Source organism: Streptomyces sp. ICC4 (genome assembly GCF_003287915.1).
GTDB classification, from domain to species: Bacteria; Actinomycetota; Actinomycetes; order Streptomycetales; family Streptomycetaceae; genus Streptomyces; species Streptomyces tritrimontium.
Map to the genome: position 1 here is coordinate 7,175,480 of NZ_CP030286.1, position 16,578 is coordinate 7,192,057.

Sequence of the window (16,578 nt, forward strand, 5' to 3'; positions counted from 1 at the left end):
TCCCACCCCCACCCAGGGGCTCCAGGCCACCACGGCCACCTTCCGGCCCCCGTAGCTCAGTGGATAGAGCAGGTGCCTTCTAAGCACTTGGCCGCAGGTTCGAGTCCTGCCGGGGGCACTCTTTTCCCACCACATCGAGCCCTCCGCTTGCGGAGGGCTTTCGTGCAGGTCAGGGCACCTTAGCGAGCCTGCCGTAGCGGTGGCGTAAGCACGTGCGGCGGTTACTCGAAGGCCTTGACCGCCTGGTGGTAAGTCCACGCGGTGCCGTCGCAGGAAGCCTTCTTCGCACCCGAGTAACGGGCGCAGACCCGCTTCAGGTCAGCGTGGAACATGTCGTCCAGCCGGTTCTTGGCGGCCGCGAACTCCCCCGCCGCCTTGTAGTTGCGGTAGCCGAAGTCGTGGCGGGCGCACGCCGTGCGGAAGGGGAAGCCGAAGGGGTTGTCCGGGGAGGTCGTGCAGTAGTCCGTCGACCAGTCGAAGCCGTACGACTGCCAGGCGTCCCGGTTCGCGCGCGCCGCCGTCCAGGACTCGTAGCTGGCGCCGGTCCCCTGGGTCCAGACGCTCAGCACCTGCGGCTTGTCGGCCGGGACCTCCGGGGCCGCTGCCGCGGCCCCGGACGGCGCGAGGGCGAGGGCGAGCGTGAGGGTGAGAGCCGTGGTGAGGGTGCGGGCCGCAGTGGCTTCGGGCGGCGCGGCCCGGGCGGCTCTCGCGGGGGCCTGGGCAGGGGTCGCGGTTCGGCTGGGGCGGCTGCGCACGCACCTTCTAACGACGCACGTCACCCCGGGTACCGGAGCTGCGCACGTGCCCGACTGATGGCGGGCCAGGGCTGGAAGGCAGCGGGCGCTACCGGGTGTTGATCGCGTCCAGCGTGTTCAGTCGGCCGGGCCGATCAGGGCACCGTCTCTCGTTTCCACCCTCTGGCCAGGCAGCAGGACCCGGTTCGTCCCGAGTGCCTAGTGCTGTGGCCGGAAAGGTTTGCCGGGTCGCGGTGTCCGGTGCGGTGCCTCTCCCCCAGCTACCGCCGGGAGGGGCCCCCGGGCGGAGGGCCACGCCTCGCACTGGACGTACCGCCGTGGTCCGACAACGCGGCGAGGTGCCGTGCCGGGCGCCGCGATCCGGTGGACCTTTCCGGTCACAGCACTGGGCGGCCGAACTGCCTCGCACCGCCTTGGCGGTGAGCTCGTGGTGCCGACGGGTGGGCGCATGCCCGCCCTCGGAGGCGGTCCTCGCGTCGAGCGCCGACTCGTCCGCGGCGGCCGGCCCGCGGCGGTCGGCGGCGGGTGCGTGGTTGGCGGCGGTGTTCCTCGAAGTTCTGGGCGGTGGCGCTTCGGTGGGGTTTGTTGACGGCGTCTCCGAAGACCGGCGTGCCGGAAGACGGCGAACGCGACACCGAGCAGGACGACGGCGAGGGCGGTCATGACGAGTTGGGCTTTGTGGGCGAGGGCATTGCGCGGGTCTGTGGGGAACATGCCTCCATCCTCCGCGCGCGCCCGCCTCGTCGTCGTCGCCCTCAGGTCCCCGATCTTGTATGCGACTTGAGTCCGATCTACCCGCCTGACCTGCATCCTTCGGCCGAACCCGGCGCTGCCGTCGGGCGTCGCGCCCGGTGTCACTCCCCGGCCGCGAGGCCCGTCTGGTGGGCGAGGAGGGCGGCTTGGACCCGTCCCGCGCAGCCGGTCTTCTCCAGGATGGAGCCGACGTGCGTCTTGACCGTTCCGATGCCGATGCCGAGCCGGCGGCCGATCTCCAGATTGGCGAGGCCCGCGCCGAGCAGGGCGAGTACGTCCCGCTCCCGCTCGGTGAGCGCGGCGATCCGCGCGTCGGGACCGGCCGGGGCGGCGGGGCGCCCGCCGCCTGCGCCGCCGCCCTGCAGCATCCGGCGGATGACGGTGCCGGTGACCCCGGGCGACAGGACGGCGTCACCGCTCGCGGCCGACCGTACGGCGCTGATCAGTTCGTCGGGGCCCTCGTCCTTCAGCAGGAAGCCCGTGGCCCCGGCCGCGAGCGCGCGCAGCACGTTCTCCTCGTCGCCGAAGGTGGTGAGGACGACGACCTGCGGCGCCGGGTCCAGCGCGGTGAGCGGTCCGATGGCGGCGAGGCCGTCGAGGACGGGCATCCGGATGTCGAGGAGGACCACGTCGGGGTGGTGCCGCGCGGCGAGCTCCACGGCCTGGGCCCCGTCGGCGGCTTCGGCGACCACGTCGATGCCGTCGGCGTGCTTGAGGATCATCCGGACGCCGGCCCGGATCATCTGCTCGTCGTCGGCGAGCAGGACCCGTACGACGCTGTCGGCCCGGTCGGACCGCTGCGGGTCATTCACGTGTGCTCCCGGATGGGGTGGGCGAGGGGGACTCGGACGGGGACGGGGACTGGATCCCTTGGGCTCTGCGAGTTGTACAAACGCCCCCGTCCGTCGGCCCGGACACGAACACCCCGCCCAGGCCGAGCACCCGCTCCCGCATCCCGACCAGCCCGTTGCCGCCGCTCGGCAGCCCCGGCTCGGCCGCCTTGCCGTCACAGGGACCGTTCTCCACCTGCATCGCGAACTCACCCTCCCGGTGCGCCAGCCGTACGACGACCCGCGCGCCCGGAGCGTGCTTGTGGCAGTTGGTCAGCGCCTCCTGCACCACCCGGTACGCCGTCTGCTCCACCTCCGCCGCGTACGGGTCCCCCACCCCCCGCACATCGAGCTCCACCACCATCCCGGCCGCCCGCGACTGCCCGACCAGCGCCTCCAGCTCCGCCAGCGTCGGCCCCTCCTCGAAGCCGCCCACCAGGCCCAGCGCCACCGGTACCGGAACGGCCGCCGCCCTGCGCTTCGGCGCCTCGGCCCGCAGCACCCCGAGCATCTCCCGGAGCTCCGTCAACGCCTGCCGGCCCATGTCCCCCACCAGCGCGGCGTTCTTCACCGCCTTCGCCGGGTCCTTCAACGCGATCGCCTGCAGGGCCGCCGCGTGCACCACCATCAGCGACACCCGGTGGGCCACCACGTCGTGCATCTCCCGGGCGATCCGGGTCCGCTCTTCCTTACGGGCCCACTCCGCCCGCTCCTCCGCCCGGTCCGCGAGCAGCGACAGCTCCCGCTCCAGCGAGTCCGCACGCTCCTGCAGGCTCTCCATGAGCCGCCGGCGGGCCCCTATGTACAGCCCGAACAGCACCGGCGGCACGGTCAGCGCCACCGCCACGAACACGGACAGCAGCACGACGAGCGTGCTCCCGGCCTCCGCGTCCTTGCGGGTCAGCATGTACATCACCACGAAGGTCGCGGCCATCGACATCGACGTCAGGGTCGCCGTGATCCGCCGGGGCACCTCGGAGGTGGCGAGCGTGTACAGCGCGACCACCCCGAGCAGGAACCCCATCACGGCGGGCGACACGGCGATCCCGACCAGCACCACGGCGATCGGCCAGCGCCGCCGCAGCGTGAGCGTGGTCCCCACCACGAACCCGAACAGCACTCCCGCGGGTACCGGGATCCCCGCCTCGTGCGCGAACCCGACGCCCTCCCAAGCGCACTCGACGGCGGACACCCCGCCGATCACCACGTCCTCCACGGCATCCCGCCGCCGCGCCCACCACAAAGGCCCAGCGCGGCCTTCCACATCCCCCGTACTGGTCATGCGGTCCAGCGTACGCAGAGCCCCCAGCACAGAGGCGACCGAAATTCCGGCAAACCAACGGTAATCGCACGTACGACTGAATCGTCCACGCATCGGGACAGGAATCCCGCATTCCGGAAGACATTGGCGACATGACCGAAATGAAACGCCGCCCCGGCGACGGCACCGGCGGCCTCCGTACCGGAACCGCGACCTACGAATCCCTCCGCGAACAGGCGATAGCCCTGCGCCGCGAGGGCCTCAGCCTGCGGCAGATCCGCGACCGCCTGGGCATCCACAACAACAACATCCTCAACGGCCTGGTGAAGGGCGAGCCGCCACCCGAGTGGACGAAGCGCCCGAACGCGAAGGACGACCTCCGCGACCGCGCCCGCGAACTCCGCGTGCAGGGCATGACGTACGACGAGATCCAGGTCGAGCTGGGCTGCTCGAAGAGCTCGATCTCCCTCTGGGTCCGCGACCTCCCGAAACCGGAACGCAAGCACCGGGCACCGGGCACCGACATGACTCGGGCACGGCAAGGCCTCAGGGAGGCTCACGAACGCCGAAAGGCCGAGTACGAGGAGACTCGCAGCGCAGCACGGAAAGAGATCGGAGCCCTCACCGGGCGGGAACTGTTCATCATCGGTGTCGGCCTCTACTGGGCCGAGGGGGGCAAGACCAAGCCCCACCAGCCGCACCCGCAGATCAGCTTCACGAACAGCGACGCCGGCATGATCAAGACGTTCCTCGCGTGGCTGCGCCTCCTGGAAGTGACGGACGACCGGCTGCGGTTCACGCTACAGATCCACGAAACCACCGACGTCGCCAACGCGGAGCAGTACTGGATCGACACCGTGGGGCTCGACGCGTCCCACTTCGGCAAAACCACGCTCAAACGGCACACCCCCCTCACGAACCGTAAGAACACGGGCGACACGTACCGGGGTTGCCTCACCGTGCGCGTCCTCAAGGGCTCCGATCTTTATCGTCGCATCGAGGGCGCATGGTGCGGCATAGTAGGAGCCGTTGAGTCGACCAGGAGGGCGTAATGTCCGACTTGGTCGAAATGTAGTCCCCTGTGGTGTAATCGGCAGCACTGGGACCTTTGGAGTCCTATGTCCGGGTTCGAGTCCTGGCAGGGGAGCGCTGCGAGCCGGGGCCCTGACCGCGATGGTCAGGGCCCTACCTCGTTTAGGGCCCCAAACGCCCCGGTATCCTTCACGGGTCCACCACCCGAAGCCGAAGGGCACACCCGTGAGCGCCAACCGCCCGGCAGCCGTCGTCGTACTCGCAGCGGGTGAAGGCACCCGCATGAAGTCGGCCACACCCAAGGTTCTCCACGAGATCAGCGGGCGCTCGCTCGTCGGTCACGTCGTCGCCGCCTCCCGCGAACTGGACCCCGCGCACCTCGTCGTCGTCGTCGGCCACGCCCGCGAGCAGGTCACCGCGCACCTCGCCACCGTCGACGCCGACGTCCGCACCGCGGTCCAGTACGAGCAGAACGGCACCGGGCACGCCGTCCGGATGGCCCTCGAAGAGCTCGGCGACCGGCCGGCCGGGACCGTGGTCGTCGTCTGCGGCGACACCCCGCTGCTGACCGGCGAGACGCTGGCCGCGCTGACGGCGACGCACGAGGCCGACGGCAACGCCGTCACCGTGCTGACCGCCGAGGTGCCCGACTCCACCGGCTACGGCCGCATCGTCCGCGACGCGGACACCGGCGCGGTCACCGCGATCGTCGAGCACAAGGACGCCACCGACGCCCAGCGCGCGATCCGCGAGATCAACTCCGGGGTGTTCGCCTTCGACGGCGCCCTGCTCTCCGACGCCCTCGGCAAGGTCCGCACGGACAACAGCCAGGGCGAGGAGTACCTCACCGACGTGCTCGGCATCCTGCGCGAGGCCGGCCACCGCGTGGGCGCGGCCGTGGGCGCGGACCACCGGCAGATCCTCGGGATCAACAACCGGGTCCAGCTCGCGGAGGCCCGTGCGCTGCTGAACGCGCGCCTGCTGGAGCGCGCCATGCTCGCCGGCGTGACGATCGTCGACCCGGCGAGCACGCTCGTCGATGTGACGGTGACTTTCGGCCAGGACGCGATCGTGCACCCCGGCACCCAGCTGCTCGGCACCACGCACGTCGGTGAGGAGGCCGAGGTCGGCCCCAACACCCGTCTGAAGGACACGCACGTGGGTCCGCGGGCCCGGGTGGACAACACGGTGGCGGACGGCGCGGTGGTCGGCGAGTCGGCGACCGTCGGTCCGTTCGCGTACCTGCGTCCGGGCACGAACCTGGGCGCGAAGGCCAAGGCCGGCACGTACGTGGAGATGAAGAACGCGACGATCGGCGAGGGCACCAAGGTCCCGCACCTCTCGTACGTCGGCGACGCGACGATCGGCGAGTACACGAACATCGGCGCGGCCAGCGTGTTCGTCAACTACGACGGTGAGCACAAGCACCACACGACCGTCGGCTCACACTGCAAGACGGGTTCGGACAACATGTTTGTGGCTCCCGTCACCATCGGGGACGGCGCCTACACGGCCGCCGGGTCCGTGATCACGAAGGATGTGCCGCCCGGTGCGCTGGCCGTGGCCCGTGGCCAGCAGCGGAATATCGAGGGCTGGGTGGCCCGCAAGCGTCCGGGAAGTGCCGCTGCCACGGCGGCTCAGTCGGCGGTCCGCGAGGACTCCGGCGAACGCTGAGGTGAACTGACCGGAAACGGCTACGCCCGAGACGGCGTACCGTGATAGGTGCACGCAATTCGGCTGGCTCACCGTGTGCGGGACGGACGCACATGGGGGCGAGCAGCTTTCCCACGTCTGAGGAGACAGTGCTGTGACCGGGATCAAGACGACCGGCGAGAAGAAGCTGATGCTCTTCTCCGGCCGCGCCCACCCCGAGCTGGCCGAGGAGGTCGCGCACCAGCTCGGTGTCGGCCTCGTGCCGACCAAGGCTTTCGACTTCGCGAACGGCGAGATCTACGTCCGTTTCCAGGAGTCTGCTCGTGGCGCGGACTGCTTCCTGATCCAGAGCCACACGGCTCCGATCAACAAGTGGATCATGGAGCAGCTGATCATGATCGACGCGCTCAAGCGCGCGTCGGCACGCTCCATCACCGTGATCGTCCCGTCCTACGGGTACGCCCGTCAGGACAAGAAGCACAAGGGCCGCGAGCCGATCTCGGCCCGTCTGGTCGCGGACCTGCTGAAGACCGCGGGTGCCGACCGCATCCTGACGGTGGACCTGCACACGGACCAGATCCAGGGTTTCTTCGACGGCCCGGTCGACCACCTTTCGGCCCTGTCGGTCCTCGCGGACTACGTCGGTGCCAAGGTCGACCGCTCCAAGCTGACGATCGTCTCCCCGGACGCCGGCCGCGTTCGCGTCGCCGACCGCTGGTGCGACCGTCTGGACGCGCCGCTGGCTATCGTCCACAAGCGCCGTGACAAGGACGTCGCCAACCAGGTGACCGTCCACGAGGTCGTCGGTGAGGTCAAGGGCCGCGTCTGCGTCCTGGTCGACGACATGATCGACACGGGTGGCACGATCTGCGCCGCCGCCGACGCGCTCTTCGCGCACGGCGCGGAGGACGTCATCGTGACGGCCACGCACGGCATCCTGTCGGGCCCGGCGGCGGACCGCCTGAAGAACTCCAAGGTCAGCGAGTTCGTGTTCACGAACACCCTGCCGGACCCGTCCGACCTGGAGCTCGACAAGATCACGGTGCTGTCGATCGCCCCGATGATCGCGCGCGCGGTGCGCGAGGTCTTCGAGGACGGCTCGGTCACCAGTCTCTTCGAAGAGCAGCAGTAGGGCAGTAGGGCGGCAGGCACGTCCGCACTGCGCTAGATCCTTTTTGGGTACGGCCTTCCCGCCGGGTACACTCCTTGAGTTGCTCGGCGAGGGAGGCCGTACCTGTTTTTCACGGGTGCGGATGCTCCGTTATCGACGCGCTCTTCGTAGCAGGCCGTGTTCCGGCCGGGTGACTGTCGTCCATTTCCGTCACCCCACGAGGAGTGAGCATGTCCGAGATCAAGCTTGCCGCGCAGGTCCGCGAGTCCTTCGGCAAGGGCTCTGCCCGCCAGGCCCGTCGTGACGCCCTGACCCCCGCGGTCATCTACGGCCACGGCACCGAGCCGAAGCACGTCAACGTCGACGCCCACGCCCTGCAGCTGGCGCTCCGCACCCCGAACGTCCTGCTCTCCCTGGACATCGCGGGCGGCGGCACCGAGCTGGTCATCCCGAAGGCCGTGCAGAAGCACCCGCTGAAGCGTTCGATCTCCCACGTCGACTTCCTGATCGTCAAGAAGGGCGAGAAGGTCACCGTCGACGTCGCGATCGTCACCGAGGGCGAGCTGGCCCCGGGCGGCAACATGCTGGAGACCCTCCAGAACACCATCTCCGTCGAGGCCGAGGCCACGCACATCCCGACCGAGGTCACCGTCTCGATCGCGGGCCTGGAGGCCGGTGCCACCATCACCGCCAAGGACCTGGTCCTCCCGGCGGGCACCACCCTGGCCGTCGACGGCGACATCGCCGTCCTGCAGGTCATCGGTGCGCAGGGCGAGGAGCCGGCCGCCGACGCCGCGGGCACCGAGGCCTGAGCCTCACCCCCCTCTCTCAGCACTTGCTGAACGACCGCCGTCCGGCTCCACTGGAGCGGGACGGCGGTCGTCTTCGTATAAGGAGCTTTTGATGTCGGACGACGCGGCGCCCTGGCTGATCGTGGGCCTCGGGAATCCGGGTGCGGAGTACGCGGGCAACCGCCACAACATCGGTTTCATGGTGGCGGACCTGCTGGCGGAGCGGATGGGCGGGAAGTTCAAGGCGCACAAGGCCCGTGCGCAGGTGCTGGAGGGCCGCATGGGTCCGCCGGGGCCGGCGAACCGGCGGGTGGTGCTGGCGAAGCCGCTGTCGTTCATGAACCTGTCCGGTGGTCCGGTGACGGCGCTGCGGGACTTCTACAAGGTGCCGCCGGAGCGGATCGTGGCGGTCCACGACGAGCTGGACATCGACTATCCGACGCTGCGGCTGAAGCTGGGCGGCGGGGACAACGGCCACAACGGTCTGAAGTCGATGACGAAGTCGATGGGGCCGGACTACCACCGGGTGCGCTGCGGCATCGGGCGGCCGCCCGGCCGGATGCAGGTCGCGGACTTCGTGCTGAAGGACTTCTCCTCGACGGAGCGCAAGGAGTTGGACTGGTTCGTGGACCGGTCGGCGGACGCGGTGGAGTGTCTGGTCCAGGAGGGTCTGGAGCGGGCGCAGTCCACGTACAACAGTTAGGCGCGGATGCGTGAGGGGCCCGTACACCGGTGGGTGTACGGGCCCCTCGTGCGTGTGGTCTCAGCCGGTGTTGCGCAGGCCCGCGGCGACGCCGTTGACGGTGAGGAGGAGGGCCCGGGAGAGGATCGGGTCGGCTTCCTCGCCGCGTTCGGCGGCGGCCCGCTGGCGGGCCAGGAGGGACACCTGGAGGTAGGAGATCGGGTCCAGGTAGGCGTCGCGGACGGAGAAGGTCTGCTGGAGGACCGGGTTGGAGTCCAGGAGCTTCTCGCCGCCGGTGATGCGCAGGACCTCGCGGACGGTGAGCTCGTGTTCGGCTTCGATGCGGGCGAAGACGTGCTTGAGCTCTTCGGGTACGAGGGTGTCGACGTAGTGGCGGGCGATCCGCAGGTCGGTCTTGGCCAGCGTCATCTCGACGTTGGACAGGAAGTTGCGGAAGAAGTGCCAGCGCTCGCCCATCTCGGTCAGGGCGTCGCCCTGGCCGGCCTCGCGCAGGGCCTTGAGGCCCGAGCCGACGCCGTACCAGCCGGGGACGATCTGGCGGGACTGGGTCCAGCCGAAGACCCACGGGATGGCGCGCAGGCCGTCGAGGCCGGCGCCGGAGTCGGGGCGGCGCGAGGGGCGCGAGCCCAGGTGCAGGTCGGCGAGCTGGTCGACGGGGGTGGCGGCGAAGAAGTACGCGGGCAGGTCGGGGTCCTCGACGAGGGCGCGGTACGCGTCGTGCGCGGCGTCGGAGACGGTGTCCATGGCCGCGTCCCAGCGGGCGAGGTCCTCGTCGGACTGGCGCGGGGCGGTGTGCAGGGCGGAGGCCTGGAGGGTGGCTGCGACGGTCAGCTCCAGGTTCTCGCGGGCCAGGGAGGGGACGAGGTACTTGTCGGAGATGACCTCGCCCTGCTCGGTGACCTTGATCTCGCCTTCGAGGGTGCCCCAGGGCTGCGCGAGGATCGCGTCGTGCGAGGGGCCGCCGCCGCGGCCGACGGTGCCGCCGCGGCCGTGGAAGAGGCGCAGGCGGACGCCGTAGCGGTGGGCGACGTCGCGCAGTCGGCGCTGGGCGCGGTGGATCTCCCACTGGCTGGTGGTGATGCCGCCGAACTTGGAGGAGTCGGAGTAGCCGAGCATGACCTCCTGGACGTCGCCGCGCAGGGAGACGAGGCGCCGGTAGGAGGGGTCGGCGAGCATCTCGTCGAGGATGACGTCGGCGGCCTTGAGCTCGTCGGTGGTCTCCAGGAGCGGGACGATGCCGATCTTGGCCCAGCCGCCGTGGAGGTCGATGAGGCCGGCCTCGCGGGCGAGGACGGCGGCGGCGAAGACGTCGTCGGCGCCCTGGCACATCGAGATGATGTAGGACTCGATGACTTCGGGGCCGAACTTCTCGAAGGCGTCCTTGATGGCGCCGAAGACGCCGAGGGTCTTCTGTCCGGCGGCGTCGAGCGGGGCCGGGGTGGGCGCCAGCGGGCGCCGGGAGCGGAGCTCCTTGGCGAGCAGCTTGCCGCGGTAGTCGCGGGGCATGTCGGCGTAGCGCCAGGACTCCTCGCCGAGGCGGTCGAAGAGCTGCCCCAGCGCGTGGTGGTGGGCGTCGGCGTGTTCGCGTACGTCCATGGTGGCGAGCTGGAGGCCGAAGGCGGCCAGGGTGCGGATGGTGCGGTCCATGCGGCCGTCGGCGAAGAGGGCGCCGCGGTGTTCGCGCAGGGAGGTCTGGATGAGGGTGAGGTCGGTGAGCAGCTCGGCGGTGCCGAGGTAGTCGCGGCCTTCCTCGTGGGGGGTGCCCTTGGCGAGGCGTGCGCGGGTGTTGACGAGCTTTTGGCGCACGCAGGTGGCCTTGAGGCGGTAGGGCTCCTCGGCGTTCAGCCGCTTGTAGCGCGGGCTGATTTCGGGGAGGCGCTCCAGGTCGGCCTGGAGGGAGGTGAGGAGCTCCTCGGTGGCGCCGGTGTAGCGGATGGAGTTCGACAGCAGTCCGCGCAGGAAGTCGATGAGTTCGAGGGCGTCGGTGATGCCGTGCTCGTGCTGGAGGATCAGCACGTCCCGGGTGACGTCGGGGGTGACGTTGGGGTTGCCGTCGCGGTCGCCGCCGATCCAGGTGCCGAAGGTGAGGGGGCGGGTGCCGGCCGGGATCTCGATGCCGACGCGCTGGAGTTCGGCGGCGAGGTCCTCGAGGACGTCGCCGACGGCGCCTGCGTGCAGCTCGTCGAGGTAGTAGATGGCGTTGCGGGCCTCGTCGGCGGGTTCGGGGCGGACCACGCGCAGCTCGTCGGTCTGCCAGACGAGGTCGATGTTCTCGGCGAGGCGCAGGTCGTGGCGGCGGCGTTCGCCGGCGCCGGCGACGGGCTCTTCGAGGAGGGCCGCGATGCGGCGGAGCTTGTTGAGGACGCTGCGGCGGGCGGCCTCGGTGGGGTGTGCGGTGAAGACGGGGCGGACGTTGAGGTTCTTGACCGTCTCGCGCAGGTGTTCGGGGTCGGCGTCCTTGAGCATGTCGGCGGTGCGGGCCAGGAGGCCGCCTTCGGCCGCGCGGTGGGCGCGGAGCTCCTTGCCGCGGTGCACCTGCTCGGTGACGTTGGCGAGGTGGAAGTAGGTGGAGAAGGCGCGCACGAGCTTGGCGGCGGTCTCCAGGTCGGTGTCGCCGAGCAGCGCGGCTGCCGCGATGCCGTCGGTGCGGGTGAGGGCACGGACGCGTTCGACCAGGTCGAGGAGGTCCTGGCCTTCCTGGCGTACGAGGGTCTCGCCGAGGAGGTCGCCGAGGCGGCGGATGTCCGCGCGCAGTTCGGCGTTGGCGGCGGCGCCGGCGGTGATCGCGGCGTCGGTGTTGGTCGAGTGGGCCTGGTCGGCACTGCTCACAGGTGCGGCTCCTTGCAGTGTTTCGAGCGCTACTGGGAGGTGGGCTCCGGTTTGCGCGCGGGAGGGGAGGCCTTCCGGGGTCCTTCTCCGGCTTTCGCCGGGTGGGGTGCCCGGGGAGGGATTCCCGCAGGTGCGCAGCTCGGGCTGCCCGTGCGGACCGCGCTGTCCGACGTGACCAGGATAGGTGGCCCGTCCTCGTGCCCCGGCCGCCCGTAACCCCCCGCCCGCCGATTGCCGTCAGTCCGGGCGCAGCGCCTCCGTGAGGTGGCCGCGCAGCCTGGCGAACTCCGGGGAGGCGCGCAACGCCGTTACGTCCGTGTCCGGATCGCGGGGGAGCGGGACCGTGAGGTCCTCCACCACCCGGCCCGGTCCCGCCGCCATCACCAGCACGCGGGAGCCCAGCAGCACCGCCTCCTCGACGGAGTGCGTCACGAACAGCACCGTCGTCCCGAGCCGCCCGGCCAAGGCGCGGACCTCCTCCTGGAGGCGCTCCCGGGTCAGCGCGTCCAGGGCCGCGAACGGCTCGTCCATCAAGAGGAGTTGGGGCTCGGCCGCCAGGGCGCGGGCGAGCGCCACCCGCTGCTGCTGGCCGCCGGACAGCTCCCACGTGCGGCGCCCGGCCATCCCCGCGAGACCCACCCGCTCCAGCAACTCGGCTGTCCTTCGCGGCCGTTCGGCTCGCCGGACGTTGTGGCGGGCCAGCGCGAAGCCGAGGTTCCCGCCGACCGTACGCCAGGGGAACAGCCGCGGCTGCTGGAACACCACCCCCGCACCCCGCCCCGGGCGCGGGGCGGCGCCCCGCACCAGGGCGCTGCCCGCGGCGGGGCGGGCGAAGCCCGCGATCACGCGCAGCAGGGTGGTCTTGCCGCAGCGGACCGAGCCGATCAGCAGGCCGAGCGGGACCCCGACGAGCACCGCGTACGCGGAGCCCGTGCCGATCCGGCGCAAGCTCACGCCCAGATGCTCGACCAGCAGGTGGCCGCCGTACCCGCGCACCCCGTCGTGGGTGGTGGAGGCAAGGGCGAACTGCCGCCAGACCTCGCCCGGAGAGGGCACCAGCACCCTCGGCCACAGCTCGGCGGCCACCGCCGCCTGCCAGGCCGCGAGCAGCACGGCCAGGGCCACCAGGCGCAGCGCGCCCCAGCGGAGCGCCTCGCGCAGCCACTTCGGTGCCTCCGACGGGGCCGGTCCGGCCGGCAGTGCGGCGGGCTTCCCGGTCCCGGTCCCGGTCCCGGGCGTGGTGGTGAGCGCGGTCACGGGGCCGTCTCCCCGATCAGGGCACGCAGGCGCGGTGCGACCTCTTCGCCGACCCGGTACGCCTCTTCGAGGTGCGGGTACCCCGACAGGACGAACTCGTCGATGCCCAGGGCCCGGTACTCCGCCAGCCGCGCGGCCACCTCCTCGTGCGAGCCGACGAGCGCCGTCCCCGCGCCCTCGCGGACCAGCCCGATGCCCGCCCACAGGTTCGGCGAGACCGTCAGGCGCGCGGCGTCCGCGATCCCGCCGTGCAGGGCCGTCATCCGGGCCTGGCCGGTGGAGTCCATCGCGGCGAACCGCGCCTGGCTCGCCCGCACCGCCGCCGGATCGAGCCCGGCGAGGATCCGGTCGGCCTCCGCCCAGGCCTCGGCGGCCGTGTCCCGGCTGATGACGTGCAGCCGCAGCCCGGAGCGCACCTGCCGTCCCGCCGCCTCCGCCCGCGCGCGCAGCCTGGCGACGCGCGTGGCCACGGCCGACGGCGGCTCGCCCCAGAGCAGTTGTACGTCGGCGTGCCGCGCGGCGACCTCCTCGGCAGCGGGCGAGGCCCCGCCGAAGTACAGCGGGACCGGGTGCCGCAACTCGGGATTTGTGAGCGCGGCCCCCTCGATGCGGAGGTGGGCGCCCTCGTGGTCGACGGCCTTGCCGTCCAGGAGGTCCCGTAGCACCGCCATCACCTCGCCGGTCCGGGCGTAGCGGTCGTCGTGTGCCAGCTGGTCGCCGTAGGCGCGCTGTTCGGCCGGGTCTCCGCCCGTCACCACGTTCAGGGCGAGCCGTCCGCCCGCGAACCGGCGGAAGGCGTCGGCCTGTTGGGCGATAAGCGTCGGGCTCGCGAACCCCGCGCGGAACGCCACGAGGAAGCCGATGCGGGTGGTGTGCTGCGCGAGGGCGGCCGTCAGGATCCACGGGTCGACGCAGCCGAGGCCCACCGGGGTCAGCAGCGAGTGGAATCCGGCCTGTTCGGCGGCGCGCGCGACCTGGGCGAGGTACGGGACGTCGGCGGGCCGGCGGGTGGCCCGGCTGCTGCGGCCCTGGACCGCGGTGACCCCGCCGGGGTCGCGGCCGTCCCCGCCGGTGGGCAGGAACCAGTGGAGCAGGAGCGGTCGTTGTGGCATGGGAGGAGACCTCGTCGGGGCAGCATGACGCGGACCACCGCACAGGGGGTGGCACGTGTCACGGAAGGCAGGAGGACGGGCGGGCGAACGCGAGGGGGGAGGGGACCGCGGGAGTCAGCGTGGAGCCGGGCGCGGAATCGTCCGTACGGAGTCAGGAACGGCGGATCGGAGGATCAACAGCCGTGCGTACGGAAGGCGGCGGCCCGACAGAGCATGGTCGACACGCGCGGCAGATCCACGTGACGGCGCGAGGTGAGTACGGGGGCCATGGGCGCATCCTGTCGGTGTGCGGTGGGTATCGACAAGCACGGTCCGGATGTTGGACGAAATCGTTCCGAATGGCGGGCAGGGGGCCCGTCTAGGCCGGGCGCTTCCGGAGCTCCTCGCGGCGCCGCAGCAGCTCGGCGGTGGCCGCGTCGGCCGGCAGGAAGGCCTCGAGGTGCAGCTCGGCCAGGGTCACGTCGACGGCCGTGGCGAAGGAGGTCAGCGTGGTCAGCAGCCTCAGCTCGCCGTCCGCGGAGCGCAGCCGCAGCGGCACGGCGAAGCCGAGGTGCCCGGCCTGGTCCGGGACGGCGGCCGGCAGGTAGCCGGTCAGCTCCTCGACCAGCAGGTCGAGGCCGGGATCCGGATGGGCCGCCGACCGGGCCCGCAGCCCCTCCGTGATGTGCCGCCCCCACGCCGCCGCGTTGACCACGCGCGGCCCCATGCCCTGCGGATGCAGGGCGAGTCTCAGCACGTTCACGGGCGGTTCGAGCAGGTGCGCGGCGGCGCCCTCGGTGAGGAGGTCGAACGCGGCGTTCGCCAGGACGAGTTCCCCGCGCGGGCCGGCCACCACCGCCGGATACGGCAGGTGGCCGGTCAGGATGGACCGCAGCGCCTCCATGGCCGGCTCGACTGCCTCCGCGTCCCGCGCCGACTCGGCGTACAGGGGTGCGTAACCGGCGCTCAGCAGAAGGGCGTTGCGCTCCCGCAGGGTCAGCCCGAGGGATTCGGCGAGCCGTACCACCATCGCCCGCCCCGGCACCGAGCGGCCGCTCTCGATGAAGCTGAGGTGGCGCTGGGTGGTCCCGGCGAGCGTGGCCAGCTCCAGCTGGCTCATGCGCCGCAGCGACCTGCGCCGGCGCATCTCGCGGGCGAACGGGGAGGGCCCTGGGGAGGAGGCCGGGGCGGTCGAGGCGGCAGCGGTGGTGGCCATGACCCCTTTCTAACCCCCGGCCCGGCGGAGCCCGCCATTCCCCGGAGGGAATTGCCGCGCGTGTCCGGGCACCGGAGCATCGGCGTCATCGGGACATCGGGACATCGGGACCATCTGGAGGCGAAGATGCGCGCGTACCACCTTGAGGCGTTCGGCACGGTGGAGGGGATCGTCCTGCGCGACGGCCACGGCCACGGCCAAGGCCACGGCCACGGCCACGGCCACGGCCACGGCCACGGCCACGGCCACGGCCAAGGCCACGGCCACGGCCACGGCGGCGCCGGCGGCCCGCACCCGGTTCCGGCCGGGCCGACCGGGATCGTCGTCCGCGTCCGCGCGGCCTCCCTCAACAAGCGCGACCTGCTGATCCTGCACGAGCGCTACCCGCTGGCCGCCGTGCCCGGGGTGGTCCCCCTGAGCGACGGCGCGGGCGAGGTGGTGGCCGTGGGGGAGTCGGTGACCCGGTTCGCCGTCGGCGACCGCGTCTGTGGCACCTACTTCCCGCGCTGGCGCGACGGCCGGCTCACGCCGGCCATGGTCGACCAGCCCGGCTGCACCCTCGACGGGATGCTCTCGGAGTACGCGCTGCTCGACGAGGAAGGGGCGGTGCGCGTCCCGGACCACCTGACCTGGGAGGAGGCGGCGACCCTGCCGTGCGCCGCGCTCACCGCCTGGAACGCGCTGACCGGCGGCGAGGGCGGAGCACCGCTGCCCGGGCAGAGCGTGCTGACCCTCGGCACGGGCCCGGTCGCGCTCTTCGCGGTGCAGTTCGCGAAGCTGCTCGGCTGCCGGGTCGTCTCGACCACGTCGGGCGAGGAGAAGGCGGACCGGCTGAAGGCGCTGGGGGCCGAAGCCGTCGTGAACCGCCTCCGGACGCCCGCGTGGGGCGCGCAGGTCCGGGAACTGACCGGCGGCGGCGCCGACTTGGTCGTGGAGACGGGCGGCCCCGACACCATCGAGCAGTCGGTGCGGGCCGGTGCGCTCTACGGGCAGATCGTTCTGCTGACCACCGGCACCGCCACGAAGCCGGGCATCGCGATCTCCCACGAGGCCTACGCGTCGAGCCTCGCGACCATCCGGCGCGTGTTCGTCGGCAGCAGGGCGCAGTTCGAGTCGATGAACCGGGCGATCGCGGCGAGCGGGCTCCGCCCGGTGATAGACCGGGTGCACCCCTTCGAGGAGGCCCGGGAGGCCTACCGCGGCTACGCGGCGGACGCACCGTTCGGCAAGGTGGTGATCCGGACCGGGCCGTGATCCGGGCCGTGGCCGGGCGGCGGGACGGCAAGGACCCCGTAC

Annotated in this window: 13 protein-coding genes and 2 tRNA genes; 8 read left to right on the forward strand and 7 right to left on the reverse strand. The window is 71.8% G+C overall.

Features of this window, described 5'->3' with window-relative positions; all coding sequences use genetic code 11:
* Positions 1–45: 45 nt before the first annotated feature.
* Positions 46–118: transfer RNA gene (locus tag DRB89_RS33675), tRNA-Arg, on the forward strand.
* A gap of 103 nt (positions 119–221) precedes the next feature.
* On the opposite strand, the gene DRB89_RS33680 is transcribed toward DRB89_RS33675, so the two are convergent.
* The 3 genes from DRB89_RS33680 to DRB89_RS33690 all read right to left on the reverse strand — a co-directional run bounded on the left by DRB89_RS33680 (position 222) and on the right by DRB89_RS33690 (position 3,620).
* Positions 222–755: a phospholipase gene (locus DRB89_RS33680; protein ID WP_112451959.1), complete on the reverse strand. Its 534-nt coding sequence runs from the start codon at positions 753–755 to the stop codon at positions 222–224.
* 854 nt (positions 756–1,609) lie between these two features.
* A complete protein-coding gene (locus DRB89_RS33685; RefSeq protein ID WP_112463908.1) occupies positions 1,610–2,251 on the reverse strand; it encodes a response regulator transcription factor in 642 nt (213 codons plus the stop codon).
* Positions 2,252–2,312: 61 nt separating this feature from the next.
* A complete protein-coding gene (locus tag DRB89_RS33690; RefSeq protein WP_204358164.1) occupies positions 2,313–3,620 on the reverse strand; it encodes a histidine kinase in 1,308 nt (435 codons plus the stop codon).
* Positions 3,621–3,760: 140 nt separating this feature from the next.
* Here DRB89_RS33690 and DRB89_RS33695 point away from each other — a divergent pair, with 140 nt between their 5' ends.
* The 6 genes from DRB89_RS33695 to pth all read left to right on the forward strand — a co-directional run bounded on the left by DRB89_RS33695 (position 3,761) and on the right by pth (position 8,889).
* The gene (locus tag DRB89_RS33695) at positions 3,761–4,651 is read left to right on the forward strand and encodes a hypothetical protein (RefSeq protein WP_112454069.1); all 891 of its coding nucleotides are present in this window, start codon (positions 3,761–3,763) and stop codon (positions 4,649–4,651) included.
* A 23-nt stretch (positions 4,652–4,674) separates the two neighbouring features.
* Positions 4,675–4,746 (forward strand) — tRNA-Gln (locus DRB89_RS33700).
* 110 nt (positions 4,747–4,856) lie between these two features.
* Entirely contained in the window at positions 4,857–6,305 is a 1,449-nt protein-coding gene (glmU, locus tag DRB89_RS33705) for a bifunctional UDP-N-acetylglucosamine diphosphorylase/glucosamine-1-phosphate N-acetyltransferase GlmU (RefSeq protein ID WP_112451976.1), read from the forward strand.
* A gap of 133 nt (positions 6,306–6,438) precedes the next feature.
* Positions 6,439–7,416 carry a ribose-phosphate diphosphokinase gene (locus tag DRB89_RS33710; RefSeq protein WP_112451977.1) on the forward strand — a complete coding sequence of 326 codons (978 nt, stop codon included), beginning with the start codon at positions 6,439–6,441 and terminating at the stop codon, positions 7,414–7,416.
* Between the two features lie 209 nt (positions 7,417–7,625).
* Positions 7,626–8,207 (forward strand): 50S ribosomal protein L25/general stress protein Ctc, encoded by a 582-nt coding sequence (locus tag DRB89_RS33715; protein ID WP_204357887.1) that lies wholly within the window; start codon positions 7,626–7,628, stop codon positions 8,205–8,207.
* A gap of 91 nt (positions 8,208–8,298) precedes the next feature.
* Positions 8,299–8,889, forward strand: coding sequence for an aminoacyl-tRNA hydrolase (gene pth, locus DRB89_RS33720; RefSeq protein WP_112451979.1), 591 nt, complete (start codon positions 8,299–8,301; stop codon positions 8,887–8,889).
* Positions 8,890–8,949: 60 nt separating this feature from the next.
* Here pth and ppc read toward each other — a convergent pair whose 3' ends face one another.
* The 4 genes from ppc to DRB89_RS33740 all read right to left on the reverse strand — a co-directional run bounded on the left by ppc (position 8,950) and on the right by DRB89_RS33740 (position 15,282).
* A complete protein-coding gene (gene ppc, locus DRB89_RS33725; RefSeq protein ID WP_112454071.1) occupies positions 8,950–11,673 on the reverse strand; it encodes a phosphoenolpyruvate carboxylase in 2,724 nt (907 codons plus the stop codon).
* A 282-nt stretch (positions 11,674–11,955) separates the two neighbouring features.
* Positions 11,956–12,975 carry an ATP-binding cassette domain-containing protein gene (locus DRB89_RS33730; protein ID WP_343234651.1) on the reverse strand — a complete coding sequence of 340 codons (1,020 nt, stop codon included), beginning with the start codon at positions 12,973–12,975 and terminating at the stop codon, positions 11,956–11,958.
* Positions 12,972–14,087, reverse strand: a complete 1,116-nt coding sequence (locus DRB89_RS33735; protein WP_112463543.1) for an LLM class flavin-dependent oxidoreductase — start codon at positions 14,085–14,087, stop codon at positions 12,972–12,974. Before DRB89_RS33735 ends, DRB89_RS33730 begins: the two co-directional genes overlap by 4 nt.
* Positions 14,088–14,445: 358 nt before the next feature.
* Positions 14,446–15,282: a helix-turn-helix transcriptional regulator gene (locus DRB89_RS33740; protein ID WP_112451981.1), complete on the reverse strand. Its 837-nt coding sequence runs from the start codon at positions 15,280–15,282 to the stop codon at positions 14,446–14,448.
* A 60-nt stretch (positions 15,283–15,342) separates the two neighbouring features.
* On the opposite strand from DRB89_RS33740, the gene DRB89_RS33745 reads away from it, so the two are divergent.
* Positions 15,343–16,536: an NAD(P)-dependent alcohol dehydrogenase gene (locus DRB89_RS33745; protein WP_239516464.1), complete on the forward strand. Its 1,194-nt coding sequence runs from the start codon at positions 15,343–15,345 to the stop codon at positions 16,534–16,536.
* The last annotated feature ends 42 nt before the right edge of the window (positions 16,537–16,578 follow it).